Raw genomic sequence first — 21,502 nt, 5'->3', positions numbered from 1 at the left:
TCCTTAAATATTTTGTTGTTTTAATTGCTCCACAATATATTCCGAAGCCCTCATGGAGAGTGCCAAAATGGTCCAGGTACAGTTCTTGTCCGCCTGTGACACAAACGGTCCGGCATCCACGATGAACACATTGTCCACATCGTGCAACTGTTGGTATTTGTTGGTAACGGAGGTCTTTGGATCATCGCCCATTCGGGTTGTGCCCACTTCGTGGATAATATTACCGGGGTTGTGCAATCCGTAATTGGTATCCTTATCCGGTTTCTTGCCCAATGGCTCCCCTCCCATATTGATCAGTATTTCCTCAAAGGTATCCTGCATATGTTTGGCCTGGTTGATCTCGTACTGCGACCATTTATAGTGGAACCTCAGTACTGGGATACCAAATTCGTCCACGGTGGTCGGGTCGATCTCGCAGTAATTTTCCTTTCTTGCGATGGATTCGCCCCGTCCGGCCATACCCACTACGGCCCCGTAGTATTTCTTGGCATCGCTCCTCAGCATATCGCCATAACCACCGACCTTGGTACCGAAGAACTTATTGAACTCATTGACGTTGAATCCGAATCCGTAACTGGGCATGCCCATACCGCCCCATACTTCAATATGATAGCCGCGGGGAAAGTCCAGCTTGGAATTGTCGCCCCACCATGGGGAATATACGTGCATGCCCCCTACGCCATCTTCATTGTAGGACACTTTCCTGTTCATAAGATCGGGAATAAAAGCGGCCCTATCGGCCCCAGTAGAATCGTGAAGGTACTTGCCCACAATATCGCTGCTGTTGCCCAATCCATTGGGGTGCTGTTTGCTCTTGGAGTTCAATAAAATCCTTGCAGAACTACAGGCGGAAGCCCCTAGAACGATCACTTTTCCTTTGAGCTTATATTCTTTTCTATCTTCTTTGTTGATGTAGGATACCCCAGTGGCCCTTCCCTCATCGTTCGTGGTCACCTCGCGCACCATACAGTTCACAAACAGGTCTATCTGTCCGCCATTTTTCTGTGCAGGAAAGATCAAACAAGTCCCGGCGGAGAAATCGGCATATACTTGACATGCACGGTTACACTGTCCACAGTAGAAACAGACCCCACGGTCCTCGTTGATTTTTTTGGTGAGCATGGACAATCGCGATGGATACACGGGAATGTTGCTCTTTCTTGCTCCTTTGATATAAAAAAGTTCGTGCAATCTTGGTTTTGGGGGCGGTAAAAAGAAGCCATCGGGATCGTTGGGAAGCCCTTCATTGGTACCGAACACCCCGATCATCTTGTCCACCTTATCGTAGTACGGCTTTACATCATCATAGCTGATGGGCCAGTTTTCGCCGTGACCATCCACATCCTTGTGCTTAAAGTCCTTTGGTCCAAACCTTAACGAAATCCTTCCCCAGTGGTTGGTTCTACCTCCCAACATACGCGAACGGAACCATTCGAACTTTGTTCCATCTTTTTGGGTATAGGGTTCCCCTTCAATATCCCAGCCACCGTAAGCAGCATCAAAATCCCCGAAGGGTCGGAACCTTGTACTGGCGCCCCTACGGGGACTTTCATAAGGCCATTTCAATTGGGTTTGGTACTCAGGCTGAGCGGGATCAAAGAAAGGTCCTGCCTCTACCACGGCAACCTTTAGCCCTGCTTCCGACAATACCTTTGCGGACATACCTCCTCCTGCTCCAGACCCCACGATAATGGCATCATAAACAGTGGAATTTTCAATAATTTGCATTGATCTTGGTTTGGTTTAGTTGTAAATGGTTTTGAATCAATTTATTACCTAATCGATTAAGAGGGAACTTATGATTCATTTTTAATTATAATCGTTTTAAAGATACTTTTTCTGTCAACAAAAGCAGCTACTTTTTTAATTTTTTCGGTTTTAAAACCTTCGGGGAAAACTCATCAAAATACCCGATATTTGAAAAACAAACCACCATAAACCATTCAACCATCATGGGAAGATTCTTTACCATTGCCTTTATTCTTTTTATTACCTGTAATTCACTCCTCGCCCAAAAAGGAAATATATCTTCCTTAAAAATTAAGGATATCATGCAAGGGGATGATTTTGTCGGGCACAGGCCTTCAAGTCCGTATTGGTCAACCGATGGAAAAACACTGTATTTTGATTGGAATCCCGATGGCGCCTTGAGCGACTCAATATATGCCTATTCCGTTGCAAACAAAGAAATCAAGAAGATAGGATTTTTGGCCGCGAACGCCCTCCCATCATCCTACATTACATACAATCACGATAAAAGCCAAGGGGTGTATGCCAAGAACGGGGATATCTTCCTTTTGGATATCAAAAACTATAAATCAAAGCCCATCACAAAGACGCAAGAACGCGAAAACAGCCCACATTTTACCGATAATGGAAAAAGTGTGGCCTTTGTAAAGGATGGTGAACTTTTTACATGGAACATTGCAAGTGGTCTATTGGAGCAGAAAACCCATTTTGTGAAGGCCAAAGATTCCGAACCAAAACGGGATTCCAAAGATGAATGGCTCTATCAGGACCAATTGGACATTTTTGACGTACTGCAGGAACGAAAAGCAAAACGGGATGCAGGGGAAGAAATAAGCAAGAAATTGGAATCCATGGAACCGTTGGAAATCGAGACCAACGGAAAACAGGTAATTAGCCTTGAAATTGACCCAACAGGATCTTACATCACCTACATTTTGATGGACCGTCCAAATTCCAAAGGAACCATTGTGCCCCATTTTGTGACAGAGTCCGGGTACACCGAAGATCAAAATACGCGCTCCAAGGTCGGGGACGAACCTACGCAATACGAAATGTTCGTTTATGATGTGGACAACCGAACAAACTATCCGGTGGTACTGGATAATTTGGAAGGTCTGGACTATGTGCCCGAGTACACCAAGGATTACCCCGATAAAACCTATGAAAACAAAGATCGTATCGGGTATATTAATGGACCTACATGGAAATCTGATGGAAGCAAGGCCATTTTGGATATTCAGGCCAACGATTATAAAGATCGGTGGATCGTTCTCCTAGATCCCAAAACGGGAAAAGTGGAACAATTGGACCGCCAGCATGATGAGGCCTGGATAGCCGGCCCAGGGATTGGCAGATGGGGCGGTGGTGATTTGGGTTGGATGCCCAACGGCGACCAAATCTGGTACATGTCCGAAAAAACAGGCTATTCCCATTTATACACCCTGGATGTCTCTAACAAGAAAACCAAGGCGCTGACCTCTGGATCCTTTGAAATCTATGATGCATTCCTATCAAAGGACAAGAAGCGTTGGTATTTTACCTCAAATAAGACGCACCCGGGAGACCGACAGTTTTACACTATGGCGCTCAACGGAGGAAAATGGGAACAATTGACCAATATGGTCGGCAGGAATGATGTTGTCCTCTCCCCCAATGAAGAAAAAATGGCCATATTATATTCCTATTCCAACAAGCCCACCGAGCTTTTCATTAAAAACAATCCAGTGGAATCCGGTAAAAATGTCCAAGCGGAAAAAATTACCAGTTCCAATACGGATGCCTTTGATTCCTACGACTGGAAAGACCCAGAGATCATCACGTTCAAAGCTTCCGATGGCGAAGAAGTATATGCAAGACTTTATCAACCGGACGCATCGGTAAAAAACAATGCTGCCGTTATTTTTGTCCATGGCGCCGGATATCTACAAAATGCCCACAAATGGTGGAGCTCCTATTTTAGGGAATATATGTTCCATAATCTTTTGGTGGACAATGGATACACGGTTCTTGATATTGATTACCGAGGCAGTGCAGGGTACGGCAGGGATTGGCGTACCGGTATTTATAGGCACATGGGCGGCAAGGATCTTTCCGACCAAGTGGATGGCGCCAAAATATTGGTAGATGAATATGGAATCGACACGGACAAAATTGGAATTTATGGAGGGTCGTATGGTGGATTCATCACGTTAATGGGCATGTTCAATGCCCCGGATACCTTTAGTGCCGGTGGGGCCATACGTTCTGTGGGCGATTGGGCCGCTTACAACCATGGCTACACGGCGCGAATCCTAAATACTCCCGCTACCGACAGTTTGGCCTATAAACGAAGTTCCCCCATTTATTTTGCAGATGGACTCAAGGGCGACCTTTTGATCCTCCACGGAATGGTGGATGACAATGTCCATTTTCAGGATATGGTACGGCTTTCGCAACGGTTGATAGAACTCGGCAAAGAAAATTGGGAAATGGCCGTTTACCCTGTGGAGAGACATGGCTTTGTGGAGCCCAGTAGTTGGACGGATGAATACACCCGTATTTTCAAACTGTTCCAAAAATCACTTTTAGGGAAGGAATAACGGATGGTACCAAGGCAGGAAACTAAAAATCTTTCAGCAAAAAAACATATCTTCCTGCCTGAAAATTAACAAACAAGCTGCATGAAGGCACTGTTGAAAGCACTGGGTCCCGGACTTTTGTTCGCCAGTATGGCCATTGGCACCTCCCATTTGGTCCTCTCCACAAAAGCAGGGGCACAATATGGATGGGTCATGGTAATTCCCATCCTTTTGGCCAATCTGTTCAAGTATCCTTTTTTTGAATTTGGCGTTCGCTACACCACGGTTACCGAGAAAAGTCTGATCGAGGGTTATCTGAACTTGGGCAAAAGGTATCTATGGATCTATGCCTTTGTTACCTTGATTTCCACATTTACCATTTTGGCAGCGCTCTATGTGGTAACGGCGGGACTTTTCATGAATCTGTTCCATGTAACTTCCATAGGCGCAGGAGCCATCTCATTGTGCCTCTTTGTTTTCATCAGTCTACTCCTCATTATTGGGAAATATCAATTTTTGGAACGTTCGCTCAAGGCGGTGATCGCCATACTTTTTATTGCACTGTTGATAACCACCGTAATGGTGTTGCAAAAAGGCCCTGTCCCCGACAGCGCATCCTACCAAGGACCTGAAATTTTCAATGAAGCGGGCATTTTGTTTTTGATCGGACTTGTGGGATGGATGCCCACCGCCGTAGAAGCTTCGGGATGGGTGAGCCTTTGGGGGATGGAAAACCTGAAAACGATGAAGCAAAAACCTTCGTTAAAGATCACATTGCAAGAATTCAACGTAGGGTACATCCTTACCGCGGTATTGGCCGTTTTCTTTATGATCATCGGCTGGATGACCTTATACGGGACCGGCACCGAACTCAGTGTAAACTCGGTTGTTTTTGCAGACCAATTGGTGAGTATTTTCACGGCACATATCGGAAATTGGGCATATATTTTTATTGCTATTGCCGCATTTGCCACCATGTTCAGTACTTGTATGACCGCGCATGATGCCATCTCCAGGGTAAGCTTGGATGTGCTTCAAAAACTGTATCCGAAAAAAAATATCTATAACAGAAAACATGCCTTCGCATTGATGGTTATCCTGATGGCGTGGATCAATTGGATCGTTATATCCCTATTTAGCGCCAACATGGGAAAACTGGTCGCACTTGCCACTTTTGTTTCCTTTGTGTTTGCCCCATTATTGGGATGGATGAACCTGAAGGCAGTTACTGGAAAAGACATGCCCGAACGGCACAGGCCAAAAATCGGTTTACGCGCGCTCACCTATTGCGGAATGGTTTTTTTATTGCTGTTCGCCCTGTACTATTGCTGGATGCTGTTGGTATAAGCTTTAATCAAACAGCACATTATCATTAAGGACCACGATTAGTGAGCGCTGGTTTTTTCTGTGGAGCGTCTCCAGACAGAATACCCCATTGGTACAGTTGTTCAGGATTTTGTCCTCTCCGTATCCGATAGTATACAAAATGGCGTTTGCCGGAACACCGTTCGCTACCAAATATTTTTTGATGGCATCGGAACGTCCTTGTGTAAGTTTAAAATTGGTGCTACTGCCTCCCCTACTGTCCGTATAAGTTTCAATGCGAAGCTGTGCCCCTGGGAATGCCTTCACAAAATCGACCACTTTATCCAGTTCCGTTTTGATTTCTTCCGTTAATTGTGTTGAGCCCGTAGCAAAATAAAAATCATCCATTTTCACCACCTTTTGACCTTCCCGCTCTTCCACAAGGTCATCATATAGGGAAATGGGAACATCGAACGATTTATTTTGAAGCGAATCCAACTCCTCCTGTGTAAATTTCTTGATGAATCTCGAATAACGTTCTTTGGAAGCTTCCAAAACCAATTCCTTTTCGTAAGGTATCTCCAAACGATATTGGCCATCGTCATCCGAGGTGGTCCTGGCCAACAAATTGCCCTCCATATCCCAAAGGCCGATGGTGGTATTCGGAACACTGTTGTTGGTTTTGTGGGCATTTACGATTTCACCCTTAAAGACAATGGTCTTGAGACCTGGTTTCTGATCCACCCTAAAGCCGTAGATATCATCTTTTCCCTTGCCACCTGGACGATTGGAGGTAAAATATCCCAGCAGTCCATCACCTTCATTTCTGATGATCAACCCAAAATCGTCGAACTCGGTATTGATCTGGGCACCCAAATTGATCGGAATGCCAAATCCTTCTTTTTCTATATTGGATTTGTAAATGTCCATTCCCCCAAGACCGTAAAACACATCGGAGGAAAAATAAAAGCTGTTCTCAAAAATAAACGGTGCAATCTCGTTCCCAGATGAATTGATTCGCGGTCCCAAATTAATGGGCGCGGACATTACCTGTCCATCGTTGGTGTACACATAATAGATATCTGTACCGCCATAACTATCCTCAAAATCAGCCGAAAAATAAAGCTTACCGCTAGCATCATCATAAAAAGGATAATAGAAAGAAGTACTCAAATCTTTTAACAGCAACTGATATGACCCCCCAATAGCCTGTTTTGCAATGGCCAGTGCGTTCTTTCCATTGCCATCAAAGGACAATTCTCCGTTTTGGGTATTGGACAGCACATAAAAAACACTGTTGAGGCCGGGCGAATACGATGGTGTCGCCTTGTGGTAATCGGTTTTCTGTAACGCACCGAATATTTTTGAAGTGCCGACTTGCCCCGAAGGTTGGATGCCTGATTCATAAATATTGAAATATCCTTCATTGCCGGGTTCGTAGCGCAATTTTTTGTTTGCTTGCCTACCACTGGAAAACAACAGTTTATCGGAGTAGAAACCTGGGGCAAAATCCGTTTGTGGACTATTTATATCCAAGTTGAAGATTTCGTAATCCAATTGACTCTCAGTTGAGTTGGCCTGTAACAACTGGTTGTTGAATTCCATGTTTTCCATTTGCTCCTTGGGAAAGCTGGAGGACATGTTTTTCAAGAAATCGCTTTCGTCAACACCGTCTGTAGTTTTGGAAAAACTTTGCAGCATTTTATTGTAATGGTGGGCATCCATCACGCTGTCCTGGGCATATATTTTTTGATAGGCTTCCGATGCTTTTTTATAATTGTTGGTCTCGAAATAGGCATCCGCCAAATTCAGGAATTGCTGTTTGGTCAAGGTACCCTCATTAAGTTGCCTTTCGTAGGCACCAACTGCCTTTTGGTACTCATACTGAAAGAAGAAGATATCGCCTTGCGACCGCTTTTTTTGTGCAAAACAAAACACCACCCCTAAAAGGAATGCACATAGTGTCAGCTGTATTTTTTTTACATGGCTCATGTTAGAAAAATCTTGGGGAATCAATCTGTTTTCCTTTATTTATCGATTTTTTGTCTTTTGATTTTTTACTACCGGAACCAAAACCGCCTCTTCCGATATAAAATTTTAGGATTGCCTCATGGGAACCGCCGCTATATTCTCCCAGCCCATTGGTATTGTAATCGTAGGAGTACCCAATGAACATTCCATTGGAAATCTGAAATCCGGCCAACCCACTAACGGCATTGTCGATTCGGTAAGAAGCCCCAATCGTCAATGCATCTATAAACTGAAAATTGGCCGATAGGTTCACTGTAACCGGAGAACCCTGAAGATAGTTAACTAAAAATGCGGGTTTAAATTTGGTCTTCTCGCCCAACTCAAAGACATAACCGCCGATGGCATTGAACTGCATGTTGTCCTCCACAATAGTGGCCACCTCGTCATTGTACAAAGCATTGGTCAAAAAATTGGGCGCGGACACTCCCAAATACCAATCTTCTTCATGATACATAAAAAGTCCCGCTCCCAAAGTTGGGTAGAAATTGGTATAGTTCCCTCCCAAAATAGATGGGTCGGTAGGGTCGTCAAAATCACCTTTGGAATAATCTATGTTCAAGGATGATCCCCCGGCATTGAGCCCAAAGGATAGTCTGGTATCCTCGGAAAGCTGGATTTGATAAGAATATGCAATATCAAAATAAGTCTGTGTAGATGGTCCCAAGACATCATTTACAATATTGATGCCCAGTCCCATTTTATTGTTCGTGAAAGGAATGTTGGCCCCTGCGCGTATGGTGGTGGGGGCTCCGGGGATATCCACCCATTGTGCGCGATAAAGACCAATGATTTCAGGACTCTCCACAGTGCCCACGTAGGCAGGGTTAAAACTTCCAATATTGTACATATACTGGGTATACTGGGGTTCCTTTTGCGCGTGGACAAGGCCCACGGTCAACAAAAATCCTAGAAACCACATTCTGTATAGAGGCAAAGCTTTTTTATTTGGCATTTTTAGTTGTTCCTTACAATTTGTATCCATCCTTTCACCACATCCGTTCCATCGCCATTCAGGTCCAGGATATAGAAATAGGTGCCCTTGGGCAAATCCCCGTTCTTGCCTGTTCCGTCCCATGAGCTATCGTAGCCATCCATTTGGAAAACACTGTTTCCGTAGCGATCAAATATTTCCAAGGATGCTTGGTCATACAGACCATCTGAACCGACCAATTTCAAGGTATCATTGACACCGTCTCCGTTGGGTGAAAATATGTTACAAATGGTTCCTGGGTCTTCGCATCCACTACGGTTGACCAACACCGTTGCCGTTGCAGTGTTGTTAGTGGGAATTTCATCATTGGGGAAGGATGATAAAAGACTTGCCGTATTCTGCAAGGTTCCTGCCTCAACGACCATTACGGTAATTTCCAAGGTAACGGTTTCTTCTGCATCCAATTCGGCAATGGTCCATTCGCCTGTGGTTTCATCATAATCTCCCTTAGAAGCAAAATCGTCCACATAAACAAACCCACTTTCCAATACATCGCTAATCACGATATCCAATACCCTATCCATGGTCCTAGTATTTTGAACGGTGATGGTAAAGGTCACCTCAGAATTTAGAAGGACCTCTTCATCGTCGACCACTTTGGTAATGGCCAAATCAATATCCGAGGGATTACAATCCGGTGTTAAGAAAGGATCGCAAGGATCCAATGGATCTGTAGCATTCTCTGGAACAGCTTCAGTATTGGAATCATCCACTACCAAAACTTCCTCTCCATCGGTCAACCCGTCCCCATCGGAATCTGGATTGTTGGGGTCCGTGCCCAGATTCGTTTCCTCTCCGTCCGTAAGGCCGTCACCATCTGTGTCCACGATACAATCACTCACAGAAATGGTTACCTGAACCGAGGTCGGGTTGCAAGGTGCTTCCGCCGTGGTGGTATATTCGAAAACATAGTTTCCGCCTGGTAATCCTTCAAAGTTTACATTGTTTTCAGCCCCAATGGTCAAAGTGCCACCGGATGGGTCCGTAACAATGGCCCATGATCCAGGGTCTGCCCCGGTGAGGGTATTGTCCAAATCTATTACATTGGGCCCGCCATTTCCGGCAACATTACATGCTATTGTATTTGTAGCCGTCCCGGCCGAAGGCGTATCGTTTATTGTTGCTACAACTTCGACCCTCTCGGATTCACATCCATTGGCAGATGCCGTTACATAAAATGATGTGGTCTCGCTCAACGTGTTGGTGTTATACGTAGCACTGGTACCTACAATGTTTCCGCCCGTAGGGGCATCGTACCATCTGTAACTAATAGTGCTGTCATCCGATACCGAAGCGGTCGCGCTTAAGTTCAAAATACTTGCCCCACAGGAAGTGTCCCCAACGGTGCCTTCTATGACTGGAGTGAAATTACGTACCAGTGTGATTGCCAATACCGGACTTCCACAATCGTTGGTTTCATCGTAAAAGAACCCATAATAGGTACCTGGTTCCACCACATTTCCGCTATTCAGATGAGCTCCGGTTTCCGAAGGTTCGGAGCTTGTGCTCCAAATCAAGGAGGTGCCGGCAGGGGGCGTGCTGCTGACATAGGTATTCAAGTCCGTGCTGATTACATCGCAAAATTCAATAGTAGTATCGTCCCCATTAAAAACGGGCGCAGAATCCCCAGCATCGCAAGGGCCGGAACAGTCGGTTATGGTAACTATCAAATCCACCGTTTGATCGGCACAAATTCCTGAGGCCGTAGCGGTATAGGTGAAGGTATAATTGCCCAAAGGCTGTCCATCAAAATTTACAATGTTACTGTCATCAATGGTTATTGACGCCCCAGGTTGTGAGCTTGTCAGCGTCCAAAATCCGGCATCTTCACCAGTTAATCTATCGTCAAGATCAAGAATCGTGTTGTTTCCGCTTCCCGAATCAGAGCAACGAGAGACCGCCGTAGTGGTTCCGGGATTGGGTTCTTCGTTTACAGATAGGACAACTTCCACTGTGTTTGGACTTGCACAATCGTTAAGGCTATCGTAGTAAAATCCATAATAGGTGTCTTGAGCAGACACTTGTGTACCCGTGACCACACTAGAGCTCAGATAAGCACCCGATAGACTGGTATCGGAGCTGGTACTCCATACCAATTGTGAACCAGATGGAGCGACACCATCCACGTATTCGTCAAGTTCTTGGCTAAAATCATCTAATACTTCTACACAGAATTGCCTACCCGTATCATTTAAAATAGGTGTTGCCGCACCTGCAGCACAAGAATCGTCATTAATAATGGTAATGGTTGCCGTGTCCGAAATATCGACCGTAAATGTTGTTCCGGACAATGATCCCATGGAAATAATCACTGTCTCGTTTGTCTCAATAAGGGCATCGGCCGTTGGAAGGACCTCGAAAGTCTGCACTTCACCAGCAGTACCTGCAAACGTCAAGATTTCGTTGACTGCGGTGTAATCGGAACTTGCGGTTGTTGCCGTACCGTTGGAGGACAAAACATTTACGGAAAAACCGCCATCTACTGCGTTATTCAAAGTTGCTGAAACCGTTATAGGACCATCATCTTCATTTCCATTTGCATTTGCGATAGTTACTGATGCACTATCGTTGTCGGTATTTTCCACATTGACAGTTTGGTCGGGAAGGAATACATATGAGACGGCGCTACTGTTATTCACATCCAAAACCACATCAAAATCGACTGGTCCATCAACAACTACGTCATCAACGCCAGTTACGGTCACAGTTTGAGGAACATTCCAGTTTCCTGGGGTAAATGTCAAGGTTGATGGAGAAACTGTTCCTTCCGTAATATCTTCTGATGAAACATCGATGATTACATTATTAAAAACGGTTCCTCGATTTAAAACAACCGTAAAAGTGTCCGTTGTTCCTGATTCAGAGACCAAAGTGTTTCCATCGGATTCTGCAACGGTAAACCCGGCTACATCGTCATCGGAATTGGTTATGGAAACGGTATCTGTCAAGGTATCAAAAGCATCATCGCTGTTGGCATCATCAACGGTTACATTGATATCAAAAGTTTGGGGGCCATCGATAATAAAGTCGTTTTCCCCGGTTACCGTTACCTGTTGAGGGGTATCCCAATCGGCTGGTGTAAAAGTTAAAATAGATGGGGCCACTGTGGCCTCTCCTGTATCTTGGGAAACAACATTAAAAACTACGTTGCTACTCGGTTGAACATTCAACACCACCGTAAAAATATCCGTTGTTTCATCCTCGGAAGTATTGGTGGAACCGTCGCTTTCAACAATGGTAAAGCTGGCGGAATCATTATCGGTATTGTCCACGGAAACTATTTCAGAAAGCCCGCTAAAGTCGGCATCACTGGAACCATTGTTCACGGTTACGCTCACATTATAGGGTTGGTTGCCATCAATAATTACATCATCCACCCCAGTGACCGTAACGGTTTGTGGAGCGTCCCAATTTCCTGAAGTAAATGTCAAGCTTGCAGGAGAAACAGTACCTTCATTTGTATCATCCGATACCACATCAAGCACCACATCAGTTGCCGGTTCTGCATCCAATACTACATCAAAAGTATCGGCGCCACCATTTTCAGAGGTTATGGTGCTACCATCTGATATCAATATGGTTATGCCTGCTGTATCATTGTCCGTATTTTGAGCGGATACAACTTCGGAAAGACCATCAAACTCATCATCACTTGATGCATCAACCACACTCACTGTAATAGTATAAGGTTGTGTACCATCAATAATATCATCGTCGATACCCGTGACGGTAATTTGCTGCGAGGTATCCCAATTTGCGTTGGTAAAGGTCAACTGACCAGTGCTCACATCGCCCTCCCCTGTATCACTGGAAACCACGTTGATCACAACATCGGTTAATGGTTGTGCTCCCAACTCTACATCAAAAGTATCCGAGGTTCCATCCTCCGAAGTAGCTGTATTTCCATCTGATTCGGTGATGATTATTGAGGCCGTGTCGTCATCGGTAAAACTGCTCGTGCCCACATTTTCGGTGGCGCTGAGGGTACCGTTGTCCGTAGAGTTCAGAGTGACCGTCACCGTCTCGTCGGCCTCAATCACCGTGTCGCCGTTGGTGGTCACATCTATCGTCGCGCTTGTGCTGTTCGCGGGGATCACAACGTTCGCGGTAGTGCCGTCTTCGTTGCCGCCGCTTATGGTATAGTTGACCGTGGTATCGCTAAAAGGATCCGCAACGTCCAGACTGACCGTGAAGGTAAGGGTCGCGGTAAGGGCATCGCCCTCCCCGACAGGAGCGGGGTCGTCTATCGAGACTACCACCGAGTCGTCATCGGTAAAACTGCTCGTGCCCACATTTTCGGTGGCACTGAGGGTACCGTTGTCCGTGGAGTTCAGAGTGACCGTCACCGTCTCGTCGGCCTCTATCACCGTGTCGCCGTTGGTGGTGACATCTATCGTCGCACTTGTGCTGTTCGCGGGGATCACAACGTTCGCAGTGGTGCCATCCTCGTTGCCGCCGCTTATGGTATAGTTGACCGTGGTATCGTTTAAAGGGTCAGCAACGTCCAGACTGACCGTGAAGGTGAGCGTCGCCGTAAGGGCATCGCCCTCTGCAACCGGAGCGGGGTCGTTTATGCTAATGGTTTGCCCAAACCCCAATCCAATCCCCAACAAAAAGAAAAGAACAAAAAAAACATTTCCACGATTTGTGGAAATCCTATGGCTATTTGAGGATTTATGAGATAAGGTTGACATCACCAATTCAATCAGTTTCAAGTTTGTTTAGAAGCTAAGTAGGTGTCGGTGATTTGGGGCTACCAATATTACAAAAAAGGCAAGGAACATTCCTTGCCAATTAGTTTAAATCTAGGTTTATTCGGATAAACTGTTTTTGTAATCTACGAAACCGTTGCAGAACTGGTTTCGACCTCTGGATGGATTTTTTTCACCAAGCCCTGCAATACCTTGCCAGGTCCTACTTCCACAAAGGATACAGCCCCATCTTTGACCATTTGGCGCACACTTTGCGTCCATTTTACAGGTGCGGTCAATTGCGATATCAAATTCCTTTTGATTTCCTCGGAATCCGAAACTGCCGTGGTGGTCACATTTTGATAAATAGGACAACTCGGCACTTTAAATGCCGTGGATTCGATAGCTGCGGCAAGTTCTTCCCTTGCAGGTTCCATCAATGGTGAATGAAACGCCCCTCCCACGGGCAACAGCAACGCTCTTCTTGCGCCGGCTTCCTTCATTTTTTCGCAGGCCACGTTTACCGCATCCACTTCCCCGGAAATCACCAATTGACCCGGACAATTGTAATTGGCAGGCACCACGATGCCGTCCACTTCCGCACAAATTCTTTCCACCGTTTCGTCTTCCAATCCTAAAACTGCGGCCATGGTACTGGGCTGTATCTCACATGCTTTTTGCATGGCAAGTGCACGTTGGGAGACCAACTTCAGTCCATCTTTAAAATTTAAAGTGCCATTGGCCACCAAAGCGGAGAATTCCCCCAAAGAGTGACCAGCTACCATATCGGGCTTAAAGCCATCGCCCAAGACCTTGCTCAAGATCACTGAATGTAAAAAAATGGCGGGTTGGGTCACCTTGGTCTGTTTTAAATCTTCCGCTGTACCCTCGAACATAATGTCGGTAATGGAAAAGCCAAGGATCTCATTTGCGGCTTCAAAAAGTTCCTGTGCTTCGGAGTGGTTTTCGTAAAGGTCCAATCCCATTCCTACAAATTGTGCTCCTTGTCCTGGAAAAATATATGCGTTCATCGTTATCTAGTTTTTTTGAGTGGGACAAAAATAGGGAATATTGCATTTATGGGTTGTTGGATTGTCGGAATGTTGGATTTCGCGGGTTTTTTGATAGTTCAATTGTTGGATTTTTGGAGACTGTATCTTTAGTCTTCCTTGAACCAACTGGAATACTTTACATAATTGTTGGCAATCCTATCTATTTCACCCGAAGAAAGCTCTGGACTGATATCCTTTATTTTTTTTGCGGGCATTCCGGCATAAATACTTCCTGCCTGCACATGGGTTCCTTTGGTAACCACCGCCCCAGCGGCGATAATGGAATTGCTTTCGACCAAACAATCGTCCATGATGATGCTCCCCATTCCAACGAGCACATTATCGTTAATGGTGCACCCGTGTACAATGGCATTGTGCCCAATGGAAACATTGTTGCCAATGGTAGTTGGGGACTTTTCGTAGGTACAGTGGATTACGGCACCATCTTGGACATTTACCTTGTTCCCCATTTTAATAAAGTGGACATCTCCCCGGATAACGGCATTGAACCACACACTACATTGATCGCCCATGGTCACCTCGCCCACAATAGTGGCGTTCTCGGCTATATAACAATCCTTTCCTATTTCGGGGGATTTGCCCCTGACAGATTTTATAATCATGTTGATGAAGTTTGAAAATTTTATCAATCTGACCTACAAATTGGTCTAAATGTCAATTTATTGAAAATATGACAATAGATCGGCTTTTTTGGAGGCGGATACGGAAAGTTCCTTGCCGTTGGAGAGCACCACACTGCCCCCCTTTCCCTTTTTGTACTTGACTACTTCGGCCACGTTCACCAAATAGGATTTATGGATGCGGGCAAAAGAGTAGGGTTCCAGTGCTTCCTCAAAATATTTTAAGGTCTTGCTCACCACTATTTTTTTCTTTTCCAGATAGATTTCTGTGTAATTGTCGTCTGCCTTGCAAAAATAAATCTCCCCAACATCCAAAACTTGGAATCCATCCTGCTGGGGCAAAGTTATTTTTCCCTCTGCCTTTATCGGCCTTGCTTGAAGCACCTGTCCTTCCAGGGCATTTTCCTTTTCTTTGATTGCTCTTACGTAGTCAACCGCCTTAATCAATTCATCAATATTGATAGGCTTCATCAAATAATAGGCCGCATGATGATTCAATGCATCCATCGCATATTGATTATACGCTGTCACGAAAATCGTCTCAAAAGTGCGGTCAGGGATTTGATCTAACAGGTCGAACGCATTGCCGAAGGGCATCTCCACATCCAAAAATACCAAGTCGGGGCCATGCTTTTTTATCTGCTCCAGCCCTTCTTGAATGGTGGCTCCCTCTCCCAACAATGTGACATTCTCGCAGTATTTGGCCAAATAGTTTCGTAGGATTTCCCGACTGTTGGCTTCATCTTCTACAATAACCGCTTTAAGTTTCATCATTGTTTTTTGAGTTTTAGGGATACCCGTGTTCCTGTTTGGTCGCCATTGAGGTCGGAAATGGATACCTCGACCCTGTTCTTGTACATATCGTTCAAGATCTGGATCCTTTTTTGTATGTTGCCCATTCCTTTTGATTTCTGTTTCTTTTGATTGGCAGTCTTCAAGGTTGCCGATTTTTTTCTACCAATACCGTTGTCCTCAATACGTATCTCGAGCATGTCGTTGGTGACCTGTCTCACCAATATTTTCAAGAATCCTTTTTCTTCTTTATACCTTAATCCGTGCCAAATGGCGTTTTCAATATAAGGCTGTAACAGCATCGGTGGGATTTGGAATGCATCGATATCAATTTTGCCATCCACCTCAATTTGATAATCAAACTTATCCGAAAACCGGGAATGTTCCAGTTTTACATATAGTTCCAAAAGTTCCAATTCCTTGGCCAACGGGATAAAGTCTTCCTCAGAATTTTCGAGCACGCTGCGCATCAACACGGAGAACTCGCTCAAAAACCGGTTGGCGCTCCGTTCATCGCTCTTGGCAATAAAATTATTCACGGAATTGAGAGCGTTAAAAATAAAGTGGGGGTTCATTTGTGTGCGGAGCGACTTTAGCGCCAAAAGATTATTGGCCAATTTTTGTTGCCGGTTGCTCCGATAATACAACAGGGCGGTAAGGGCCATTAGCGCGATACCAAATACCAAGGAGTAAATAATCCATTTTTGTCGTTTGCTGGTCTCCTCGTACAACTGTTGTTCGGTTACGGCGAGATTATATTTGCTCTGGCTCAGTTCGCGTTCCTGTTCCAGACTGGATATACGGTTCTGCGTATTGGCTATTTCGCGATTGAAACGTGCGGCCCTCGAAATTTCCTGTTCCTTGCGCACATAAAGGCTATCCACTACGGCAACATAATCTTGATAGGATTCCAAAGCCTTGGTGTAGTCCCCTTTATAGCGATATACTTCGGACAATTTACGGGTGGCATCCTTTTGGACCACCAGATCATCGTCCCTATCCGCTTCCACAATACTTTTTTCCAAATATGGAATGGCCTCGTCCAACTTGTCCTGCGCAATGTAGGCATTGGCAATTTTATAGTTGATGCGCTGTGTGGTTATGGTGTCACTGGCCGAAATTGATTGTCCCGAAGCGGCCACAGCCGATCTGGGCAATTGTTTCAGTTCATCCAAGTTCCTCTTGCGTAACTGAATCTCGTCTTCGTACCTACTTTTTTTGTTATAGAAATCGGCCACTTTTTCGCTTTCCTGAATCAATCTTTCAGGAGCCACTTGTTTTGATAGATCCAATGAGTTCTGATAAAAACCCTCTGCTTCGATTATTCTGTCCTCACTGGCAAAGGCATCCGCGATCTTGGTGCTCAGATCTATCTCTTTGGGCGAGATTTGATTTTTTTTCGCGATTACCAAACCCTGCCGGTAATAATCTTGGGCCTGCTTTAGGTTGGCCAGTTCTTTTTCGGCATCCCCCAACGTTTCAAAAAGTTCCACCCGCTGATAGGGCACCATATTTTTAACGGTTATCAATGGCTCCAGAACGGAAACGGCATCTTCATGATCACCATTGAGCACGTAGGCCTTGCCCAATTCTAATTTGGTCCTATTGGATTCCTGGGCCGCCAAGGCATCCTTGAAGTTGGTGATGGCGAGATCGTATTGCTTATGGAAAAGATAAATTTCGCCAAGCGTGCGAAGGGAGGACGAAAGCTCCTTTTTATTTCCTGAACTTCCCAAGGGTTCCATCGACCGGGCGATAAAATCGATGCTTTTTTCCAGATCCGTCCTTTTATAAAAGTTGGCCGAATCCAAAAACCTTTGATGGTCCCTTAACCCGTTCATTTTTCTGGATGTCTCTTTCTTTTCTTTGCTGGCCGTTCCGGATGCCACATATCCCTCTACCAGCACATCCACATCTTCATTGGATTTTATGCGGTAGCGAACGGTTTCGAGCTCGGGCCCTTCAATGATCAACATATCCCCGATGGAGGCCCGTATCGTAAATTCTCCCAAAGCATCCGTTCTTGTAAATTGCCCCTTGTCCGTAGAAACCTGTACGCCAGAAATGGGCACAAAATTTTCCCTGCCCTTTACGGAACCCCTTATTTGCATCTGTCCCTGTTCACCACCCACTTGCGACCAAGTCCCGAGTGTGGTAAGCAAAAACAATATTACTATGTAAGCTTTGCGCATCATATCTTAGGTAAACATAGTGCATCCCAAGCATTTTAAAAAATGAGTCTTTCCCGAATCAGAGCAAAAAAGACACCGAATATCCCAGATTACAAATTCAACGGGTACGGTCCCTCAACGTAAAGGTCGTTTCACTCATTCTGGTTTTTAATCCATATATGTTGCCGGTAGATTTACCCCAACTTTAAAATAATTGCATCATGAAACACATCAATCAAATTTGGGCTTCAGCATTTTTCCTATTATTGGCGGGAACAACCTATGGTTGCGACCTTAAGGCCCAAGACCATCAAAAAACCATATTGGTGACCCGGTCGGCGGAGAAAAAACCGGCCGAACAATATGTAAAAATCGCATTATTGCTGGACACCAGTAACAGCATGGATGGGTTGATCAATCAGGCCAAGGCTCAATTATGGGATATTGTAAACGAATTTACCCATGCAAAATGCGGGACAAATATCAGACCTTCTCTTCAAATCGCACTTTACGAGTATGGGAATGACAATCTTTCGTCCCAAGAGGGATACATCCGACAAGTTTTGGGCTTCAGCAATGATCTGGACGAGATTTCGGAGAAATTATTCTCGCTAACCACAAATGGCGGTGAAGAATATTGTGGTGAGGTCATCCATACCTCATTAAAACAATTGGATTGGGGCAAAAATGCGGATGACCTTAAAATGATCTTTATTGCGGGCAACGAACCCTTTACCCAAGGCAAACTTGATTACAAGGATGCAGTGGCCAATGCCAAGGAAAAGGATGTTATTGTGAACACCATTTTTTGCGGCAATTATGACCAAGGGATTTCCACCAAATGGAAAAATGGGGCCATCCTCACAGGTGGCGAGTATATCGCAATCGACCACAACAGACAAGTGGTTCACATTGACACACCTTACGATGATATTATCATCCAACTCAATTCAAAACTCAACAACACATATATTTCTTATGGTGATATAGGCAGGCAAAAAAAGGAGCTTCAGTCGGTGCAAGATGCCAATGCGGCCGAGATGGAACAGGCCGTGGTCATAAAGCGAACCGTGAGCAAAAGCTCCAGGTTGTACAAAAACTCCCAATGGGATTTGGTGGATGCCGCCGAAGAGGACGAAACCGTACTCCGTGAACTAAAGGACAAAGATCTGCCCAAAGAGCTTCAGGGAAAATCTGAAAGTGAGATTAAAAATTATGTGAATCAAAAGAAAGCCGAACGCGAGGAAATCCAAAAGCAGATCCAAGAACTCAATGCAAAGCGTGAGGCGTACATTGCAGCAAACCAGAAAGAGGAAATGGGCGAACTTGAAAATGCCATGCTATCGGCCATCAAAGCGCAGGCTTCGAAGAAAAATTATACTTGGGACAAATAAATTGTGTTATATCGAGCGTAGTGGGGATGTCTTAGATGTCCTCGTCTGCGCTCGAACTCACATCCATTAAGTTCTTTCAGGGACTAATTATTTGCCGCGGGGCAATAACAGTCGTAACGCTTCCCTTGATCGCTCTGTCCAAAGTCATACCCCAAAGTAATTTGATGAAAGCCTCCATTGTCAAAACGGATATCACCGGACTGATAGGAATAGTTGTAGGAAAACATGAATCGGTTTACGTTAACACCGATGATCGGCGTAAACAATTGTAATCGCTGCTCCCCAAATGCCCCATTGGATTGATATTGGGCACCGTCAAAACTACGACGATAGGACAATCCCGCCCATAAGGTCCCAAAACTTACATCCCGGTAGACTTTCGCGTTCAGATCCACGGTCTTCTCTTTGGTAAAATCCGTCATTTGGAATAAAATGGAAGGCTCTATTCGGGTCTTGTTCCCAAAAACGTAGCCTACTGAAAAAAGGTATCTCCTCAAATTATCGAACTCCGCAGCAGTGTAAAGATCTCTTCCGCTACCCAAAAGGTTCAAAACTGCGACATGCGCATAAAACTCCAACAAATTGTAGGATGCACCTAGATCCACGTTAAAATAACTGGTGGTGTTTTTTACCCCGGTAACGATAGGGTCTGGAATCACCGATCTAAATTCGGTTTCGTCCAAACTGCTCAGAATAACCCCGGCACTCAACCCAAAGGACAATTGGTTCAAGGTTCTAAAATCGCCCGCCAATTGCAAATGATGCGCGTATGTTGCCTTAAATCCTGTTTGGGAATGATACCCGTTTGAGTCGTTGAAAAGAATACCCCCGATTCCGCTTCGTTCCCCTACCCTTGAATTGATGTTCAGGGTTTGCAAACTGGGTGCTTCGTCCACATTGAACCACTGTTTTCTGGCAGTGAGACGAATCTTGGTCCCTTCGGCTATCCCGGCCATGGACGGATATACCAAATAGTAATTGTCCGCCAAGTAATCAAAGTACACGGGAATGCCTTCCTGTGCCTTGGCCATGGACCCAAAAAACAGGGCGATGATAATAGAGGTTAAAATACGTCTCATGTGACGATTGGGGCTAATGGTTGTCTGTTGTTATAAAACAATATGATAACGGTAAGCTCAACACATTATTATAATATTTTGCTGCGCATCGTAAGTATTGGTATTTTTGCATCAAATATTCCATATGAAAGAGTACAACATTACCGTTGTTCCAACCAACAACCCCAAGATCATCAAGTTGGAGGCCAATCATTTTTTGGTGAAGGGCAACTACGAATATAAAAACATAGATGAGGCCAAGAATTCTCCCTTGGCCCAACAGCTTTTTTACCTTCCATTTATCAAAACCGTCTACATTTCCAGCAATTTTGTGGCCTTGGAACGTTTTGATATTGTGGAATGGGACGACGTGAAGGACGAAGTCGCCCAGCAATTGGTCGAGTACCTTAACGCGGGCGAGCCCGTTGTGCATGAAGAGGATGTGAAAAAGAAACAGCCCATTACCGTATATGCGGAAGTTACTCCCAACCCAGCGGTTATGAAGTTTGTTTCCAACAAACGTATAGTTCCTTCAACCTACGAGTTCAAAAATATTGACGAGGCGAAAGACTCGCCCTTGGCCAAAGAACTTTTTCACCTTCCATTTGTGAAAGAGGTATTTATGGATGAAAACTACGTGTCCGTGACCAAGTACGAGGTTGCCGATTGGGAAGAGATCAATATGCAACTAAGAGAATTTATCAGGGACTACTTGGCCGATGGCAAAGACGTTGTGACAGCCGAGGCAATTCAAAAAAGCAAGGAAACCGTAGAGCAAAAAAAGACCGGTGCGGATTATGATGACACCTCCCTACAGATCATCGATATTTTGGAGGAATACGTAAAACCAGCGGTTGCAGGCGATGGCGGGAACATCCTCTTCCAATCATACGAGGAAGAAAGCGGAACCGTAAGCGTAATCCTTCAGGGAGCATGTAGCGGATGCCCATCGTCCACCTTTACCTTAAAAAACGGTATCGAGACGATGCTCAAGAACATGATGGGCGAAAAAATCAAGGAGGTGGTTGCCCTAAACGGTTAATTTTACGGATTTTACTGGCATATTTCC

At 45.0% G+C, this 21,502-nt stretch carries 13 protein-coding genes; 4 read left to right on the top strand and 9 right to left on the bottom strand.

The window, feature by feature from the left end:
* Positions 1-3: 3 nt before the first annotated feature.
* Positions 4-1,728 (bottom strand): GMC family oxidoreductase, encoded by a 1,725-nt coding sequence (locus SD449_RS07050; protein ID WP_318309576.1) that lies wholly within the window; start codon positions 1,726-1,728, stop codon positions 4-6.
* A gap of 224 nt (positions 1,729-1,952) precedes the next feature.
* Between SD449_RS07050 and SD449_RS07045 the strand changes: the two genes are divergently transcribed.
* Together SD449_RS07045 and SD449_RS07040 are read left to right on the top strand one after the other, a co-directional pair.
* Positions 1,953-4,328, top strand: a complete 2,376-nt coding sequence (locus SD449_RS07045; protein WP_318309574.1) for a prolyl oligopeptidase family serine peptidase — start codon at positions 1,953-1,955, stop codon at positions 4,326-4,328.
* 81 nt (positions 4,329-4,409) lie between these two features.
* The gene (locus SD449_RS07040) at positions 4,410-5,654 is read left to right on the top strand and encodes an NRAMP family divalent metal transporter (protein WP_318309572.1); all 1,245 of its coding nucleotides are present in this window, start codon (positions 4,410-4,412) and stop codon (positions 5,652-5,654) included.
* Between the two features lie 3 nt (positions 5,655-5,657).
* Here SD449_RS07040 and SD449_RS07035 read toward each other — a convergent pair whose 3' ends face one another.
* From SD449_RS07035 to SD449_RS07005, 7 genes are all read right to left on the bottom strand, one after another.
* A complete protein-coding gene (locus tag SD449_RS07035) occupies positions 5,658-7,604 on the bottom strand; it encodes an OmpA family protein (protein ID WP_318309571.1) in 1,947 nt (648 codons plus the stop codon).
* A 1-nt stretch (position 7,605) separates the two neighbouring features.
* Positions 7,606-8,595: a PorP/SprF family type IX secretion system membrane protein gene (locus SD449_RS07030; RefSeq protein WP_318309570.1), complete on the bottom strand. Its 990-nt coding sequence runs from the start codon at positions 8,593-8,595 to the stop codon at positions 7,606-7,608.
* A gap of 2 nt (positions 8,596-8,597) precedes the next feature.
* Entirely contained in the window at positions 8,598-13,349 is a 4,752-nt protein-coding gene (locus SD449_RS07025; protein ID WP_318309568.1) for a T9SS type B sorting domain-containing protein, read from the bottom strand.
* A gap of 122 nt (positions 13,350-13,471) precedes the next feature.
* Positions 13,472-14,356 (bottom strand): ACP S-malonyltransferase, encoded by an 885-nt coding sequence (gene fabD / locus SD449_RS07020; RefSeq protein WP_318309566.1) that lies wholly within the window; start codon positions 14,354-14,356, stop codon positions 13,472-13,474.
* A gap of 128 nt (positions 14,357-14,484) precedes the next feature.
* Positions 14,485-15,000 (bottom strand): gamma carbonic anhydrase family protein, encoded by a 516-nt coding sequence (locus SD449_RS07015; RefSeq protein ID WP_318309565.1) that lies wholly within the window; start codon positions 14,998-15,000, stop codon positions 14,485-14,487.
* Between the two features lie 57 nt (positions 15,001-15,057).
* On the bottom strand, positions 15,058-15,789 hold the full coding sequence (locus SD449_RS07010) for a LytR/AlgR family response regulator transcription factor (protein ID WP_318310237.1): 732 nt from the start codon (positions 15,787-15,789) through the stop codon (positions 15,058-15,060).
* Positions 15,789-18,005, bottom strand: a complete 2,217-nt coding sequence (locus SD449_RS07005) for a tetratricopeptide repeat-containing sensor histidine kinase (RefSeq protein ID WP_318309564.1) — start codon at positions 18,003-18,005, stop codon at positions 15,789-15,791. Before SD449_RS07005 ends, SD449_RS07010 begins: the two co-directional genes overlap by 1 nt.
* A 197-nt stretch (positions 18,006-18,202) precedes the next feature.
* Here SD449_RS07005 and SD449_RS07000 point away from each other — a divergent pair, with 197 nt between their 5' ends.
* A complete protein-coding gene (locus SD449_RS07000; RefSeq protein ID WP_318309563.1) occupies positions 18,203-19,375 on the top strand; it encodes a VWA domain-containing protein in 1,173 nt (390 codons plus the stop codon).
* 83 nt (positions 19,376-19,458) lie between these two features.
* On the opposite strand, the gene SD449_RS06995 is transcribed toward SD449_RS07000, so the two are convergent.
* Positions 19,459-20,454, bottom strand: a complete 996-nt coding sequence (locus SD449_RS06995; protein ID WP_318309562.1) for a PorP/SprF family type IX secretion system membrane protein — start codon at positions 20,452-20,454, stop codon at positions 19,459-19,461.
* A gap of 124 nt (positions 20,455-20,578) precedes the next feature.
* Between SD449_RS06995 and SD449_RS06990 the strand changes: the two genes are divergently transcribed.
* Positions 20,579-21,475: a NifU family protein gene (locus SD449_RS06990; protein WP_318309561.1), complete on the top strand. Its 897-nt coding sequence runs from the start codon at positions 20,579-20,581 to the stop codon at positions 21,473-21,475.
* Positions 21,476-21,502 lie beyond the last annotated feature (27 nt).

The organism is Flagellimonas crocea, assembly GCF_033441595.1.
Lineage (GTDB): Bacteria > Bacteroidota > Bacteroidia > Flavobacteriales > Flavobacteriaceae > Flagellimonas > Flagellimonas crocea.
Note: the sequence above shows the minus strand (reverse complement) of the source record. Positions and strands in the feature narration are given on the sequence as shown.

Bases quoted from the DNA above. Each gene is read 5' to 3' on its own strand.
- SD449_RS07050 (WP_318309576.1), bottom strand. From the start codon at position 1,728: ATGCAAATTATTGAAAATTCCACTGTTTATGATGCCATTATCGTGGGG.
- SD449_RS07045 (WP_318309574.1), top strand. From the start codon at position 1,953: ATGGGAAGATTCTTTACCATTGCCTTTATTCTTTTTATTACCTGTAAT.
- SD449_RS07040 (WP_318309572.1), top strand. From the start codon at position 4,410: ATGAAGGCACTGTTGAAAGCACTGGGTCCCGGACTTTTGTTCGCCAGT.
- SD449_RS07035 (WP_318309571.1), bottom strand. From the start codon at position 7,604: ATGAGCCATGTAAAAAAAATACAGCTGACACTATGTGCATTCCTTTTA.
- SD449_RS07030 (WP_318309570.1), bottom strand. From the start codon at position 8,595: ATGCCAAATAAAAAAGCTTTGCCTCTATACAGAATGTGGTTTCTAGGA.
- fabD (WP_318309566.1), bottom strand. From the start codon at position 14,356: ATGAACGCATATATTTTTCCAGGACAAGGAGCACAATTTGTAGGAATG.
- SD449_RS07015 (WP_318309565.1), bottom strand. From the start codon at position 15,000: ATGATTATAAAATCTGTCAGGGGCAAATCCCCCGAAATAGGAAAGGAT.
- SD449_RS07010 (WP_318310237.1), bottom strand. From the start codon at position 15,789: ATGAAACTTAAAGCGGTTATTGTAGAAGATGAAGCCAACAGTCGGGAA.
- SD449_RS07005 (WP_318309564.1), bottom strand. From the start codon at position 18,005: ATGATGCGCAAAGCTTACATAGTAATATTGTTTTTGCTTACCACACTC.
- SD449_RS07000 (WP_318309563.1), top strand. From the start codon at position 18,203: ATGAAACACATCAATCAAATTTGGGCTTCAGCATTTTTCCTATTATTG.
- SD449_RS06995 (WP_318309562.1), bottom strand. From the start codon at position 20,454: ATGAGACGTATTTTAACCTCTATTATCATCGCCCTGTTTTTTGGGTCC.
- SD449_RS06990 (WP_318309561.1), top strand. From the start codon at position 20,579: ATGAAAGAGTACAACATTACCGTTGTTCCAACCAACAACCCCAAGATC.